Source organism: Fructobacillus tropaeoli (assembly GCF_001047135.2).
GTDB lineage: Bacteria > Bacillota > Bacilli > Lactobacillales > Lactobacillaceae > Fructobacillus > Fructobacillus tropaeoli.
On sequence record NZ_DF968079.1, the window covers coordinates 176,663 to 191,211 of the forward strand.

Annotated in this window: 13 protein-coding genes, 1 other RNA gene and 1 pseudogene; 6 read left to right on the forward strand and 9 right to left on the reverse strand. The window is 45.6% G+C overall.

Features of this window, described 5'->3' with window-relative positions:
* Positions 1 to 77 precede the first annotated feature (77 nt).
* Positions 78 to 590 (reverse strand): tRNA (cytidine(34)-2'-O)-methyltransferase, encoded by a 513-nt coding sequence (locus tag AOQ32_RS02640; RefSeq protein WP_059393471.1) that lies wholly within the window; start codon positions 588 to 590, stop codon positions 78 to 80.
* Complete coding sequence (locus AOQ32_RS02645; protein WP_059393472.1) at positions 587 to 1,747, reverse strand: AI-2E family transporter; 1,161 nt, start codon at positions 1,745 to 1,747, stop codon at positions 587 to 589. Before AOQ32_RS02645 ends, AOQ32_RS02640 begins: the two co-directional genes overlap by 4 nt.
* Positions 1,748 to 1,976: 229 nt before the next feature.
* Between AOQ32_RS02645 and AOQ32_RS02650 the strand changes: the two genes are divergently transcribed.
* Positions 1,977 to 3,008 carry a lactonase family protein gene (locus tag AOQ32_RS02650; protein ID WP_059393473.1) on the forward strand — a complete coding sequence of 344 codons (1,032 nt, stop codon included), beginning with the start codon at positions 1,977 to 1,979 and terminating at the stop codon, positions 3,006 to 3,008.
* Positions 3,009 to 3,126: 118 nt separating this feature from the next.
* Here AOQ32_RS02650 and AOQ32_RS02655 read toward each other — a convergent pair whose 3' ends face one another.
* The 5 genes and pseudogenes from AOQ32_RS02655 to recU form a co-directional block, all read right to left on the reverse strand.
* On the reverse strand, positions 3,127 to 4,614 hold the full coding sequence (locus AOQ32_RS02655) for an ABC transporter substrate-binding protein/permease (protein ID WP_059393474.1): 1,488 nt from the start codon (positions 4,612 to 4,614) through the stop codon (positions 3,127 to 3,129).
* Between the two features lie 181 nt (positions 4,615 to 4,795).
* Positions 4,796 to 5,164, reverse strand: an RNA gene (gene rnpB / locus AOQ32_RS02660) — RNase P RNA component class B.
* A gap of 57 nt (positions 5,165 to 5,221) precedes the next feature.
* Positions 5,222 to 5,605 (reverse strand): cell division regulator GpsB, encoded by a 384-nt coding sequence (locus AOQ32_RS02665; RefSeq protein ID WP_059393475.1) that lies wholly within the window; start codon positions 5,603 to 5,605, stop codon positions 5,222 to 5,224.
* A 257-nt stretch (positions 5,606 to 5,862) separates the two neighbouring features.
* Entirely contained in the window at positions 5,863 to 6,420 is a 558-nt protein-coding gene (locus tag AOQ32_RS02670) for an SLOG family protein (protein ID WP_059393476.1), read from the reverse strand.
* Between the two features lie 191 nt (positions 6,421 to 6,611).
* Positions 6,612 to 7,220 (reverse strand): annotated as a pseudogene (gene recU / locus AOQ32_RS02675) (Holliday junction resolvase RecU); the annotation flags it as partial.
* Positions 7,221 to 7,366: 146 nt separating this feature from the next.
* Between recU and AOQ32_RS02680 the strand changes: the two are divergent.
* The gene (locus tag AOQ32_RS02680) at positions 7,367 to 8,401 is read left to right on the forward strand and encodes a branched-chain amino acid aminotransferase (protein ID WP_059393477.1); all 1,035 of its coding nucleotides are present in this window, start codon (positions 7,367 to 7,369) and stop codon (positions 8,399 to 8,401) included.
* 137 nt (positions 8,402 to 8,538) lie between these two features.
* On the opposite strand, the gene AOQ32_RS02685 is transcribed toward AOQ32_RS02680, so the two are convergent.
* Positions 8,539 to 8,889: a hypothetical protein gene (locus AOQ32_RS02685; protein ID WP_059393478.1), complete on the reverse strand. Its 351-nt coding sequence runs from the start codon at positions 8,887 to 8,889 to the stop codon at positions 8,539 to 8,541.
* A gap of 224 nt (positions 8,890 to 9,113) precedes the next feature.
* On the opposite strand from AOQ32_RS02685, the gene AOQ32_RS02690 reads away from it, so the two are divergent.
* Positions 9,114 to 9,815 carry a response regulator transcription factor gene (locus tag AOQ32_RS02690; protein WP_059393479.1) on the forward strand — a complete coding sequence of 234 codons (702 nt, stop codon included), beginning with the start codon at positions 9,114 to 9,116 and terminating at the stop codon, positions 9,813 to 9,815.
* Positions 9,816 to 9,904: 89 nt separating this feature from the next.
* Here AOQ32_RS02690 and AOQ32_RS08870 read toward each other — a convergent pair whose 3' ends face one another.
* Positions 9,905 to 10,141: a hypothetical protein gene (locus tag AOQ32_RS08870; RefSeq protein ID WP_199504890.1), complete on the reverse strand. Its 237-nt coding sequence runs from the start codon at positions 10,139 to 10,141 to the stop codon at positions 9,905 to 9,907.
* On the opposite strand from AOQ32_RS08870, the gene AOQ32_RS02695 reads away from it, so the two are divergent.
* From AOQ32_RS02695 to AOQ32_RS02705, 3 genes are all read left to right on the forward strand, one after another.
* On the forward strand, positions 10,121 to 11,419 hold the full coding sequence (locus tag AOQ32_RS02695; RefSeq protein ID WP_242976709.1) for a sensor histidine kinase: 1,299 nt from the start codon (positions 10,121 to 10,123) through the stop codon (positions 11,417 to 11,419). The two genes, AOQ32_RS08870 and AOQ32_RS02695, sit on opposite strands and share 21 nt — an antisense overlap.
* A 288-nt stretch (positions 11,420 to 11,707) precedes the next feature.
* Positions 11,708 to 12,376 (forward strand): phosphatase PAP2 family protein, encoded by a 669-nt coding sequence (locus AOQ32_RS02700; RefSeq protein ID WP_059393481.1) that lies wholly within the window; start codon positions 11,708 to 11,710, stop codon positions 12,374 to 12,376.
* 162 nt (positions 12,377 to 12,538) lie between these two features.
* Positions 12,539 to 14,518, forward strand: coding sequence for a glycosyltransferase family protein (locus AOQ32_RS02705; protein WP_059393482.1), 1,980 nt, complete (start codon positions 12,539 to 12,541; stop codon positions 14,516 to 14,518).
* Positions 14,519 to 14,549 lie beyond the last annotated feature (31 nt).

Below are 14,549 nucleotides of genomic sequence, written 5' to 3' on the forward strand. Positions count from 1 at the left end.
TGTTGCTTGATATCTCTATCAAACAACTATATTAGTATATCAACCATATCTCTAAATTGCAACCCTTTTTTGGAAATTTATTTTAATTTATCTTGTTCATAGGTATGAATCTTATCCAAGTTGGCAAAATCCTGTTGACGCAAGGCTTCATAGACCACGATTGCCACCGTGTTCGACAAATTCAAAGAACGAATATGTTCATCATTTTGCGGAATCCGAATTGCCTTTTCAGGATTTTGACGCATAAAGACTTCAGGTAAGCCAGTTGTTTCCTTTCCAAAAAGGAAATAATGGTCGCCATCATCCAATGTATAATCCGGATCCGTATAGTCCTGGTTAGCAAATTTTGAAACCAGGTATAAGTGATCAGTTGGCTTTAAGGTAGCCAAAAAATCAGGTAAGGAATCGTGCTTAACCAAATCCACATGATCCCAGTAATCCAGACCTGCCCGCTTCACCGCTTTATCTGAAATATCAAAACCTAAAGGCTCGATTAAATGCAAGACAGCATTTGTACCGGCAGTCGTTCGGGCAATATTCCCCGTGTTCGCCGGCATGACCGGTTCAAATAAAACAACATGATTCGTCATTTTGTTTCTCCTAATTCTTTGTCTAATTCTTCTTTAAATAACTTTGAGTTTGTTCGCCACCAGGTATAAAGGTGAACCACCAAAACCTTTAAGACGGCATAACCAGGGACTGCCAGGATAAAGCCAAGCAGACCAAAAATTTGACCAGAGGCCAATAAGACAACGATTACCGTCACTGGATGGATATCCAAGGCATCCCCCAAAATCTTCGGTGTAATGACATGACCTTCCAATGGTTGCTCAATGACTAAGACAATCGCTGCCAAAACTGCCATCTTCACTCCACCGGTCACAAAGGCTACCGCAAAGACCGGTACCTGCGCCAAGAAGGAACCTAAGTACGGAATCAGGTTCAAGACACCAGCCAAGATAGCCAACAGGATTCCAGAGGGCAAACCGATAATCGTATAACCAATGGCAAACATAATCGTTACGGACAACGCGACTCCCAATTGTCCCCGAATATACTTTGAAATCTGTCCTGATAATTCTGCCAAAAGATTTTTCGTTGATGGTCGCACCTTGGGCGGCAACTTGTCGATAATAAATTCTGGCAAATGAGCACCGTCAACTAATAAATAATATAGAATAAAAGGCGTTGAAACCAAAACAACACCGACTTCACTTAAGCGGGCCGCAAAGTGGCCAACACCAGAAATACTAGCACCCAGATGAGATTGTACCCAAGCAATCGCCGTATGGTTAATTTGGTCGTTCGACGTGACCAAAATGTTCCGCAACTGATCATACTGCTTTCCTTCAAATGTTTCCTTAATCCAATCCTGGCCCTCACGTAAGTAACTTGGCCAGTGGGTCAACAAATCTGTTACCTGGACTGTCACTACTCGAGCCAGAAAGGCAATCGCCGCTACCAAGATGAGGATAAAAAGGACAAGGACAACCAATACAATTCGATTTCGTTTCCAGCCTAACTTCGTTTCCAACTTTGTGACTAAGGGATTCAATAGGTAGTAAAAGACTCCTGCAATCAAAATCGGTGCCCCAACCGCTGCGACAAAGGACTCAATCGGTCCAAAAATAAAGCGCACTTGATAGGCTAACCAAATGATTAACAAGACTAAGACCACCGCAGTTAAAGTTTTAAGTCCCTTAACCGATGTCAACCCCGTCGATTTTTTTCCGTTTTCTCTCGGCATAGTTGCTCCTTTTCATGACATTTCTATTACTAAATATTTTACCATAGCACTAACTCAAAAAGGGCCTTGACCAACGCTTTCCCCGTGGTAATTCGGTGGTAAATGAGCCACTTTCCTTAAAAATCAGAAACCAACATGTTGTTACTTTTTTAGCTACTCAGTCGAGACCATGACAAAAATGTGCTACAATATCCCTGATTAGAATATTAAAAAAGGAGTGACACTGAACATGACTGTTCATCACGTACTATTTGGTACTTATACCCGCCAAAGTTCAAAGGGCATTTACGAAGCTGATTTTGACGAAGCAACTGGTCAATTGTCCGATGCACGCTTAGTTTTTGCTGGCACGAATCCGACCTACTTGGCGATTTCCAAGGAAAACGTTGTTTACGCCGTTGAAAAACGTGGCGATGAAGCTGGTGTTGTTTCGCTTGATAACGCCACCCGTCCCATGTCTGAAATCGGCTTGAATGTAACCGAGGGCTCTGCCCCCGCTTACATCGCCGTTGATGAAGACCGTCAATTGGTCTTTGCTGGCTACTACCACCGTGGTACGGTTGAAGTTTACGCTATTCAGCCCGGTGGTTCCCTGGTCTTAAAGGACACATGGCACAATAGCGGTTCTGGTCCTCGTCCAGAACAAGACGGCTCCCACGTTCACTATGTCAACTTGACGCCTGACAACCGTTTGGCTGTTGTTGATTTGGGAACCGATGAAGTCATTACCTTAGATGTCGACCCTGACGGCCTTTTGACCGATGTTGCTCGCTATAAGGCGGACGACGGTTTTGGACCACGTCATTTACGCTTCTCCCCTGACGGCCAATACGCTTACGTCTTGGGTGAATTGTCATCATTGCTTTCCGTTTTGAAGTACGACGCAGAAGACGGTTCATTTGCCCATGTCATGACGATTTCAACCATCCCTTCTGACTGGGACGAACACAATGGTGCTGCGGCCATCCGCTTAACGGAAGACGGCCGTTTCATCTACACGTCAAACCGCGGTCATGATTCCGTTTCTGTCTTCCAAACATCCAACATGGGAGCAGAAATCGAATTGATTCAAACGATTTCGACTGAAGGTTCATTCCCTCGCGACATGAACTTCGATCCAGCCGAAAAGTTCTTGGTTGTTGCTAACCAGAAAACGGACAACGTTTCCGTCTTCTCACGCGACCACGAAACTGGTGAATTAACACTAGTTCAAAAAGACTTTGCCATCCCTGAAGGTGTCCGAGTAAAGTTTGAAGGCTAAAACCAAACTGATTTTTCAAAGAGTTGCTCGGGCAACTCTTTTTTTACGCCCTTTTTCGTCAAGGCAATCAAAAAAAAAGACCCTTGCTATCGCAAGAATCTTCCATAAAAATTTTTAATTAGCGAGCCATACGTCGTTCAGCATAGCCCAATGCCCGTGAAATGGTAAAGGTCAACACAAAGTAAATCAGTGAGGCAATCACCAGTGGCATAAATGGTTCAAAGGAAGCTCCCTGAACAACGCCCGTTTCATACATCAACTCGCCGACACCGATAACCGAGATAACAGAGCCTTCCTTGATGACCGAAACAAACTCATTTCCCAAGGCTGGCAAAATCGTGCGGACAGCCTGTGGCAAAATTACCAAACGCATCGTCTTGGCATGAGAAAGTCCCAAAGACCGAGCAGCTTCCGTTTGTCCCTTATCAACCGATTCAATTCCAGAACGGATGATTTCAGCCACATAAGCAGCGGAATTCAAGCCCATCGCCAGCGAACCAGCTACAAAAGCCGACAAGTGCAAGCCAATCGCCTGTGTTCCGAAGAAGACCATAAAGGCCTGGACCAGCAAAGGTGTTCCCCGAACATATTCAACGTAAATGTTTCCAATCGCCTTGAGGATAAAGACGGATGAAAGCTTCAAGAGGGCAAAGAAAGTTCCCAAAGTGGTTCCAATCAAAACACCAACCACGGCTAAGGCCAAAGTAATACCGGTTCCTTCAACGAAGTAGTGACCGTACTTTTGCCAGTAAGACTTGTCCTTTGAGGCAAACATCTGCTTTTGGGCCTGCTTCTTCCAGCTATTAAACTGGCCATTGGTCGTCACCTTATCGATTACCTGGTTAACCTTAGCAACCAAGGCTGGTGAATTCTTAGGAACAGCAATCGAGGTCTGTCCGGTTGAATCCGCCGAGAACTTTGGCTCAACCACCGCAAACTTCGGATTCTGATCCGCATAGGCTTGGGCAATCGTCTTTTCAGCCACGACCCCGGCTACAACCCCTTGTGACAACTGAGAAATCAGATTGGGATACTTTTGCAATGAAACAACCGTCGCCCCAGGAATCGTCTTAGCAGCATCTTCCTGGATGGTTTGGGTTTGTGCCCCAATCTTTTGACCAGAGAAGGCTGACAATTCGCCACTTTCATACTTGGCCTTGTTTGTCTTCAACACAATCATTGTCTGGGGTGATTTCAGATAGACATGGGAAAAGTCGACTTGTGACTCTCGCTCTGGTGTTGCTGAGAAGCCAGAAGCAATCATATCAATCTTGCCAGTTTTCAAAGCCCCCAAAAGGGCATCAAAGCCCATGTCTTCAATTTGAATTTTAACGCCCAATTTCTTAGCAATCGCCTTTGCTAAGGAGACATCGAAACCAACGATTTGATCCTTACCATCGATTTGGCTATGAAATTCGTAAGGTGCATAGTCGGCTGACAAGCCAACGACCAATGTCCCCTTCTTTTGAATCCGCTCCAAAGTTGGATCCGTTTCAGCTGCACTGGCCTTGGTCGTGAAGGCTGCCGCAGATGCTAGTACAAGGGGCAAAACCAAGATAGCCAAGGTCATCCAGGTCAGCATTTTTTTGCTAATTTTTTTGAACATATTCAATCCTTTTGTTAGTCAGGGACCAACATTTTATTTTTGTTATCTGACCATTCATTTTGCAATGTCTGACATCAAAAAAGAGCTCGCAAAGTAACCAGCTCTTTTCGCACTTACCTATTCTACCAATAATAAGCCATAAAAAAAAGCCCACACGAAGTGTGGACTCCCTGAAACAGGTACCTGTAGGCCATGTTTTGTTCCAGTACTTAACAGGGATTAAGCACCTTCAGTAATCATCTATCTAAGCGTTACCGCCATACCGACCATCGTTTCATTTCACTAGGTCAGCCGCCCCTACCAAAGTTTGGGTTGCCCGCTTGTGGGGTTTACCTCGTCTCAAGTCCTAGACTTTCACCTAGGAATCCGTTTCTATGGCACTTTCAGACCTATTTTGACATAGCAAAGCCTTAGCCATTTCAGTCGCCGTCGTGGTTTGCACCACGCCTGGGTTTATTCTTTATCCCAGCACAAACACTACACCCATCGCAGAGTGTGCGAGCATGGACCTTCCTCACATGAGAAGTATCATGCGCAATTACTCAGTACCTGCCATTAAACAATTAAACCATCGTTAATCGCAATAAAAAGTTTACCACTTTTTAACTTAGTTTGCACCATTTTCTGAACCAAATACGGCTCGTTCCAAATTAGCAACGCGCTTAATCAAATCCAAGTTAGTTGGTGTTGCGCTTGGTGTCTCAACTGGAGCAGGTGCTGGCACCTCTTCAATGACCGGTGCTGGTACAACCGGTTGGGCTTCGCGAACATGATCCTCAGCAGTCAATTCTTCTTGAGTCTGCTTCAAAGCAGTCTGCAATTGACCGACTTGCGTCTGCAATTCTTCAATGCGCTTGGTGAAAACGCCGTAATCAGAAATGATGTCATCCAAGAAACCATCAACATCATTGGGATCGTAACCGACACCAACGCGCTTTTCCTTAAAAACGCGGTTGTAAATATCTTTTTGAGTATACTTTACTTGAGCCACAAGAAACACTCCTTTAAATTCTAATTGAACTAGGATAATAATACCAGGAAAACCTGGCAGTAGCAAGTTTTACAGTCATGCTAGTAATACTACTGTAATTGTTTCAGATTAAACAAACGTTAATTTTTTAAATTTTATCCAACTTTTTGTCGATTATTTATTTACCAAGGCAAAAGAAACGCCCGGCACTGAGATAAAGTGCCTTCAAGCAAGTCAATCAGTTAGAGCCACCCCTTATTTTAAGGATTTTCGCCTCCTCATTGGTCATGCTGATTTTCCTGGTAATCGTTGGCAAATTCCTGTAAGTCATCCATACTAATCGTTTCCAGTGGGTATGGAGACTGTGCCTGAAAATCTAAAATCGCTTGATAATCATACTGGGCTTTCCCCGGAAATTCGGCATCATACAGGAGCACCGCTCCATCCGTGTGGTTTAGGACAAAGTCCTGATACTGGCGCAATTGATACGGCCCCTGATAGTCCTCCTTATGGACATCGGCATAGAAATCAACCTGCTGTTTTAAATCAGCCAACCGCGTCTGGCTCGCCTCCTGCCACTGCGAACCAAAATGACCAAAGGGCAAGAGCATCGCGACGCGCAAATCCGGATAGTCTGCTTTTAAATCCAACGCTACTTCAATCGCCCAGGTCTCCACTCCGAGTTGACCGCCCGTAATTACCCATTCCAGACCTAGGTCCAACTGTTCTATCATCGTTTTCTTGATAGCATACTTCAAAACCTGAACTTTGGGGTCTTTTTCCTTAAAGACACCCAATTCATATGTTCGATAACCGGTCATCCAAATCCGACTCATAATGGGTGCCGCCCATCAGATTGTGGTTGTTCGACTAGGTGATTACCATCTACTGGTTGAGACTGATTTGTCTGAACCAGCTTGCCCACGGTTTTCGGAAGCGCTTGTTTTGCCTGATTTTCAGCTGATTTTTTTTGATGCCGCTGTGCTCTTTGATCAGCCACCGGCTGACCAGCCCGTTTGCCAACTGACAAATCTGCCAGGTAATCATCGAGCGCCTGCAAATAATCCAGACTGGGCATCAGGCTTGGCCTGACCAAATAGCCTGCTGCCACAATATCAGCATACGGCAATGACCGATGGCCATCAAGGGCCTGCCAATTGCGAACCAAATCAGGTGCTGGATAGAGGTAAGTTTCATCTAAAATCGTAAATTTGATGAGGACAAAACCAACGCCTCCTTGGGCCACCACCTCGGATAAGTGGCGCACTTGGTGTTCATGGAAATTCTTCATTGGAAACGAAGTTTTGTTCTTGGTTTCCTTAGCATCAAAATCAACATAACGGCCCTGATAAACACCGTTATAATCGGTCGTTGATGGTTGCTGAAAATAAGCTTCCGTGATTTTAGCTGCTGATCGTGCTGGATAATCAACATTAACAATCGTCACCGGTGTCGGTTTCTTATAAATAACCGCAAGATGGTTGGCCAAATAGTATTCGTTGGCATCGTTAATCAGGCTTTCAAGAGCCATCCCCCGTCGCCCGAAGAGGAGGCCTTTTTGCGTCTTCTTGCCGCGTTGAATTTGATTTTGCACTTGCTGTCCATCGCCATGGACACCCTTGGGATAATTCACCATCGTGTTTCCTCGAATTTCTAAGTTACACTTATTTTAACATATTACATAAATAAGGCGGATTGATGAAAATCTGATAAAATCCCTTGACTTTTTCTCATTTTATTCTAATATAAGGTTAATCATTGAGTAACAGAAGGAGAATTATTATGACGAAAGCAAAAGTAAGCGACCTCGACTTTAAGAACTTGGGTTTTGGTTATCATGACTTGCCCTACCGCTATAAGGCAGAATACCACGATGGTCAGTGGCAGCCAGGCGAATTGACGACTGATTCAACCATCCATTTGAGCGAGTCAGCCGTTGCCTTGCATTATGGACAAGAAGTCTTCGAAGGTTTGAAGGCCTACCGTCGTAAGGATGGTGGCGTGAACATCTTCCGCCCCGACCGTAACGCCCATCGAATGCATAACTCAGCAGAACGTTTGTTGATGGCTCCATATCCAGAAGATAAGTTTGTTGAAGCGGTGAAGGAAGTTGTGAAGGCCAACCAAGACTTCATCCCTCCTTACGAATCTGGTGGTTCTTTGTACTTGCGACCATTGTTGATTTCAACTTCACCTGAAATTGGTGTCCACCCCGGCCACGACTTCTTGTTCACCATCTTTGCCATGCCAGTTGGTGCTTACTATCCAGGTGGTTTGGCCCCAACGGCCTTTGTGACTTCTGAATTTGACCGTGCTGCTCACGGTGGAACAGGACAAGCCAAGGTTGGTGGTAACTATGCCGCTTCCATGTTGCCTGGTGACAACGCCCACAAGGCCGGTTATTCCGATGTTGTCTACTTGGACCCACGCGAACACGAGTATATCGAGGAACTCGGTTCTGCCAACTTCTTTGGAATTACCAAGGATGGCCAGTTCAAGACACCAAAGTCACCATCAATTCTCCCTTCCGTTACAAAATACTCACTCTTGGCCTTGGCCGAAGAAATGGGCATGAACCCAGTTGAAGAAGCCATTTCCATTCATGATTTGGATCAATTTGCTGAAGCCGGAGCCATGGGAACAGCGGCCGTGATTTCGCCCGTTGGTTCCATTACCCACGAAGGCAAGAAGCATGTCTTCTTCTCAGAAACTGAAGTTGGTCCAAAGACCCAAGCTCTCTATGACCGCTTGATTGGTATCCAATACGGTGACCAAGAAGGTCCTGAAGGTTGGGTGCAAGACGTACCTTTGGTCTAATACCCGCTTATTCAACTTATAAAATCAGGTTACCCAAATAAAACATTTGATGTCCGATTAATCAGAACGAGCCGCGAGGCTGGTTCTGATTTTTTATGTGCAAAAATAAAAATCCCAGCCTAATGGCTGGAATTAATTTAACTTTGCTTTTGGTAGGTTGCCCCTGTTACATCACTAATGAAGGTCCGGTGGTTCTTGGTAACCGTAGCCTTTGATGTCACACCGTCGCTTCCTTCAAGGGTCAGTTTGTTATCCTTGAGCCGATACTTAACCGTCATCGTCTTTTGACCGTCCGAATAAATCGTCGCCTGATCGCCCTTAAAGGTCATTGTCACCTCAGCGTTCATATCCCGGTAACTTCCTGACAGGTGGGTTTGCTGGTAGGTAATCTTTTGGTAGGCCAGTTCAGCCAGCAAGACTGCTAATAGTCCAACCACGACCGTGACAACTCCTCGCCTTTTTTTCAAAACAAGTAAAAATTGCTTCATCCAACTCTCCTTAGGGCCAAATCAGAATTAGTTAACCCTTTCTCATCTGTTACGCTCATCTTACCACACTCCTGCAGACCTTTTGCCGAATTTTTGTCCGAAGGAGAATCATTCTTTTCTGAAAAAATTTCAGAAAGCAATTAGTTAAGATTAGTATCGAAAAGAACCAAGTCGCGGTATCCTAGAACTAAAATCAAAACCCATTTTATGAAGGAAAGAGACAAATGGAGACCAGATTACTACTTGTCGAGGATGAGGAAGGCTTGGCCGATTCCCTCTCCACCGAATTTCAGCTAGAAGGCATCCAAGTGACCCAGGCTCACGATGGCCTGGAAGCCCTGGAAATTTTTAATGACCAACCAGATCAATTTGACGTAATCATCTTAGATTGGATGCTCCCACGCCTGGATGGCTTTAGCGTTTTACGCAAAATCCGCAAGGAAAGCGATGTCCAGATTATTATGCTGACGGCCAGGGACTACATTGGTGATAAGTTGGCCGGCCTGACCAACGGTGCCGATGACTATATCACTAAACCCTTTGAAACAGAAGAACTCCTGGCGCGCATTGAAATCGCCAAACGCCATGGCCAACGACCTCTTGAGGAAAATCAGGAACTGCGGGTTGCTGATTTAATTGTCGATATTAAGAAAAAAAGAGTCTCGGAAAACGGCATTATCATCCCCCTCACCCAGCGAGAATTCGACCTTTTGGTTGTGCTGATGAACCATGAAAACGAGCCCTGCTCCCGCGATTATCTCTTGGACACCGTCTGGGGGATTGACTTTGAGGGCCAACCAAATATCCTCGATGTCTACATTAAAAATCTCCGCAATAAACTCGACCAGAATGAAGACCAGCCAAAGCTGATCCATACCATTCGCGGTACGGGCTATATGCTTTCGGCCAACGTTTCTCATGGCTGATTAATCGGCACAGCAATAGCTGGCGATGCCGGCAACTGATTTGTTAGCACAGCAATGGCTGGCGGTGCCGACAACTGATTTGTCCGTAATCATAGCGCCACGTCTCCCAACAGCTGATTCGTCTGCACCCATAGCCTAGCCCAAGGCGCCCAACAGCTGATTTTCCAAGACACAAAGTCAATGAAGGTACCCCACCATTGATCAAAAATAAAAGGCCAAAGAAAAATAAACAATCCAGCGCCAGCATCATGCTCCGCAGCCAAATCAAAATGATTATCGTCATCACCATCTCTTTTAGCCTGATGATGATTTTTGGCGTAGGCCATAAGCTCCTAAACGATGTGAAGCTCTCAACCTGGCAGATTACCGCCAGTCTGAAGAAAAATGAAATTGATAGCGACCATGATTGGGATGATTGGCGAAAAAACAGTACCGTGGATATTAACCATAGCTATATTTACGTCCATAACCTGCGCCAAGATGCCGAAGCCAGATATTACTTCTCACCGCGAGCCGATGACCTCTTGCAAAAGAAGATGATTAAAGTGCCCTTTATCAATAACTTGTATTATCGGCCAGGCTTTGGCTTTCTCTACCGACGCTTTGTTTCTTCCAATGGCATTTACTACACCCTATGGCAAAATATCGGTCCACAACTCTCCATCTTAATGCGTGTGATTGAAGTCTCAGCCATTTTGCTCGCCGTCACTCTGGTTCTCGCCCCCATCTACATTCGTCGGTTAACCGCCAGATTAACGGACCCGCTCACCGACCTGTCAACTAGCACCCAAGTGGTCCACCAAGCAGAGCAATCTGGTCTAATTCAACTGCCTGTTCCCAGTCAGCCAACCGAGGTCACGGAACTTGCCCAAGACTTCAACCACCTGCTCGCTCTCCTCAACCAACGACAAGACCAGCAGAAGCTCTTTGTCATGAACGCTGCTCACGAGCTGCGCACGCCAATTGCCACCATCAAGAGTCATGCACAATTAATCGACCGCCATGGTGCTGACCATCCAGAAATTATTGAAAAATCAGTGACCTACATCACCAAAGAATCACGGGCAATGCAGCAAATTATCGAAGACCTTCTGGCCATTCTGCGCGTTGAAACGCTGTCATTGGCATTAACGAGGATGAATGTCACTACGGCTGTCAGCGAAATCATGCAACCATTAGAAAAAACAATTCCTCAAAAACTGATTTTACAGCTAGAACCCAACTTGATGGCGCAGACCAACTTGGAGGCCCTCGAGCAGATTCTGCACAATTTGATTCAAAATGCTAGCAAGTATTCAAAACCCTCAGACCCAATTGTCGTTACGCTTTCGAACAAGGAAAATGGTTCTGTGGCTCTCACGGTGATGGATCAGGGCTTGGGTATTCCAGAGGCCGATAAGGCACATATTTTTGAGCATTTTTATCGCAGTGACGATGTCCGTGGCTCCATCCCCGGAACCGGCCTTGGCCTGGCCATTACCAAGCAGTTCGTTGACCTGATTCACGGGCATTTGTCCGTAGCCGATAATCCGACTGGTGGAACAATCTTCACCCTTCTGTTGCCGAGTGCTATTGATACTACCCACCAAAGCGGCCATTCGTAATCATTGATTCACATTGGTAGCATTCCTTTGCCACCCTTTTGGGTGGCTTTTTTAGTCCAATAAAAGGTTGACCTTCCTTGGTCTAATTTGGAATTTAATCGATTTCACGTCATGTTACGATTGCTTACTGTCACCATCAAACCAGCCATCGCTCCATTTCACAGACTGTTTACCGTCCAGCCCGCCTGTCCCATTCTGAAAAAAATTAAGCTTGGCCTTATTTTTCATAAGTAGTTCAAGATGCATATGCCAACTAAACTATTTGGTATACGTTTCGGAGGAAATACGATGAAAAATAAACAAAAAACACTCTTAAGTTTCGCCCTTATTCTAGCTTTCGCCATTCTAGCTCTCGGCGTCTTGACCAATTCACCAGCCATTACGACTTTCGATTCAACGATTAGCCAAAGCACGGCCAAATTAGTGACACCCACGAATACCGCTTTTTTTACCGTCGTAGCCGACCTGGGCAGCCCACTCGTGGCGATTACACTGACCGTCCTACTGGCTGGCTACGTCTTCTACAAAAAAGACCGCTTCCTAGCTTGTTGGATCATTTTACTCCAGTTCGGCGGTTCCGCACTGACTGAAATCATCAAGGTGACTATTGCTAGGCCTAGGCCCAGCCATCAAATCATTGCTGATACCGGTTTTAGCTTTCCAAGTGGCCACACCTTTTGTACGACAATTTTCGTCATTTGCCTGCTGATGGTCGTTTTGCCAAAGATTCCAGTGGACAGTCGCTACTACGTGATTATCCCTGCCTGCACTTGGATTATTTTAGTGGCTTTTTCACGTTTTTACCTGCGTGACCACTACCCATCAGACGTTCTCGCTAGCCTGCTCCTAGCAACTGGATTGTGGTTGCGACTAGAAGGTTATCGCGACCTCCTGCATCAAGCTGCGACTGCCTTTTTAACCCGACGGCAAGCGCGTGCTTTACCAAGTAAAAACTAGTCTAAACGAAAACAGTACACTTCCTGATTTTTTATCGATGAACCACAGTACCGCTGTCAGCGTCCTTCGCATTTTTTTATGATTCAAGCAAGACGCTGCCCATACATAAACAAATAACTGATTGATCTCAATTCAGTCAATACGAAAGGTATCGCCAGCACCATGTCAATCACATCCAAAAGCCACAGGCCCTATTCCCTTTTGGCTGTCCTACTTGCCCTCTGCCTCATTATTGGTAGTACCGGTAGTTTTAGTTCACAAACATCACTCGCCATTGTCAGCACCACCGTCTTGCTCCTGATTGCAAGCTACTACCTGCGACCTTTTTTCAACCGCTTGAGCATCCGCCAAATCAGAACTATCACCTACCTAGCCCTGACGTTAATGGTTATCGGCCAGGTGCTGATTCTGATTTTTCTGCCGGTGTCCGTCTACCACGACCCTTACCGGGTCCTGTCCCAGGCTGATCAACTGGCTGCTGGTGACCACGTCTGGCAAAGTACCTATTTCTGGCGCTACCCCAACAACGTTCCAATCACCTACATCCTGTCCAAATTCTTTGCGCTGGGTCAGCTCGCGCATCTATCCAACAACATCACGATTCACCTACTCACGATTAGCCTACTCGACACCTTCATTGTCTTAGTCTTGAAGACCTGTGCTGACCTAAAGAGTCGTCAGAGCACCTTCTTAGGCCTTCTAGCCTTTCTGACCGCAACACCCTTTGCCTACACTTATTACCTCCAGGTTTTTTATTCTGATTTGCCAGCCATGTTGGCCGTCCTAGTTATTTTCCGCCTTCTTTGGCGCTGGCCAAAAGCTAACACGACCAAGTCCAAAGTTAAAATCAGCCTGGGACTCAGTATCGCGGCGCTGCTTGGCATGCTGATGAAGCCGAATATGATTGTCTTGTTACCTGCTGGACTGTTAACACTACTGATTTTGGCCATCAAAAAAGAACGGACAAAAAAGCAATTGTTGCTCCCGATTATTTGCTTAAGCTTGGGGATGGCCCTAGCGATTATTCCAGGCACCCTCTTAATTGACCATGCCAGCTCCTATCAGCCACATAGTGCCGAAGCCTTTCCTGCTAGTCATTGGGTCTTAATGGGCCTCAATAAGAGTGGAGATGGCATGTACGATGACCAAGACGTCGAAAAGGATATCAGCCTAGCGAACGCCTCTGCCCGCCGACAATATGATAGTCAACAAATTGTTCATCGAATTCAAACGCTCGGTCCATTGGGTCTCAGTGAACTCTGGCTGAAAAAATTAACAATTTTGTTAGACGTCAGCGCCGTCCAAGACTGGTATAACGGTGGCTTTGAATCGGCTCCAAAATGGTATCAAGACCATATTGCCTTTTATCAAAAAGCCATTAAAATCGGCTACGTTGTCGCTTCGATCATTCTCTTTTTCACGGTTAGCCTCCGTCTGCTATGCTGGCGACCACGCTTTCATCGTCAAAAAGACCAACTAGCTCTGCTAGCTGTTTTAACCGCCTTGGGTTATCTGGCCTTCCATGTTATCTTTTGGGAAGCTGAATCACGTTATGGGCAAAGTATCCTACCAGCTCTTTTCGTCCTTCTAGTCGCTTTACCAGCCCCTGTCGTCCGTCGACAAAAGGTTACTAAGGTTAAAAGACAAAAACACTGGCCTCGTGTGGCCTTTCTCATTTCGGCAACCATTGCCATCTATGCCGTTTTCCTTCAGTCCTACTCGCTATCCACCATTGTTGTGGCCGCACAACGGAGTCAGCTGTCCGTTCAATACCACGCTCAGCCAACGACTATCAGCCCCGGCACAACGCTTGAGCAACAAGTTAATTTAGCCAAACCCGCTAATACTTTCTCAGTTCAAATCCAAGCCAAGTCAACCATGACTGTCACACTCCAAAACCTTCAAAGCGGCCAAGTTTGGACCTTAACAGAAAAGGCCGATGAGTTTATCCTAAACCAGCCCCTTCCCGCAGGCTCTTACCAGATTGTCATTCAAAACCAAGGACTGGTTCCCCAATTAATTGATTTAGTTCAAACCAACAATTACACTTTGGCACCTTTTCCGGTAACCATTAACCAGGTTGAAAATAAAAACGCCTCGCTGATTTACCTCTTTGAATGGCTCAATACGAAGTCATCCTAATAATAGCCATTTCCCGAATAAAAAAGACGAA

Excerpts from the sequence above, each read along its gene's own strand:
- AOQ32_RS02700 (WP_059393481.1), top strand. The coding sequence starts at position 11,708 with ATGAAAAATAAACAAAAAACACTCTTAAGTTTCGCCCTTATTCTAGCT.
- AOQ32_RS02640 (WP_059393471.1), bottom strand. The coding sequence starts at position 590 with ATGACGAATCATGTTGTTTTATTTGAACCGGTCATGCCGGCGAACACG.
- AOQ32_RS08870 (WP_199504890.1), bottom strand. The coding sequence starts at position 10,141 with ATGGCCTACGCCAAAAATCATCATCAGGCTAAAAGAGATGGTGATGAC.
- AOQ32_RS02655 (WP_059393474.1), bottom strand. The coding sequence starts at position 4,614 with ATGTTCAAAAAAATTAGCAAAAAAATGCTGACCTGGATGACCTTGGCT.
- AOQ32_RS02695 (WP_242976709.1), top strand. The coding sequence starts at position 10,121 with ATGATTTTTGGCGTAGGCCATAAGCTCCTAAACGATGTGAAGCTCTCA.
- AOQ32_RS02685 (WP_059393478.1), bottom strand. The coding sequence starts at position 8,889 with ATGAAGCAATTTTTACTTGTTTTGAAAAAAAGGCGAGGAGTTGTCACG.
- AOQ32_RS02680 (WP_059393477.1), top strand. The coding sequence starts at position 7,367 with ATGACGAAAGCAAAAGTAAGCGACCTCGACTTTAAGAACTTGGGTTTT.
- AOQ32_RS02690 (WP_059393479.1), top strand. The coding sequence starts at position 9,114 with ATGGAGACCAGATTACTACTTGTCGAGGATGAGGAAGGCTTGGCCGAT.
- AOQ32_RS02650 (WP_059393473.1), top strand. The coding sequence starts at position 1,977 with ATGACTGTTCATCACGTACTATTTGGTACTTATACCCGCCAAAGTTCA.
- AOQ32_RS02670 (WP_059393476.1), bottom strand. The coding sequence starts at position 6,420 with ATGAGTCGGATTTGGATGACCGGTTATCGAACATATGAATTGGGTGTC.
- AOQ32_RS02705 (WP_059393482.1), top strand. The coding sequence starts at position 12,539 with ATGTCAATCACATCCAAAAGCCACAGGCCCTATTCCCTTTTGGCTGTC.
- AOQ32_RS02645 (WP_059393472.1), bottom strand. The coding sequence starts at position 1,747 with ATGCCGAGAGAAAACGGAAAAAAATCGACGGGGTTGACATCGGTTAAG.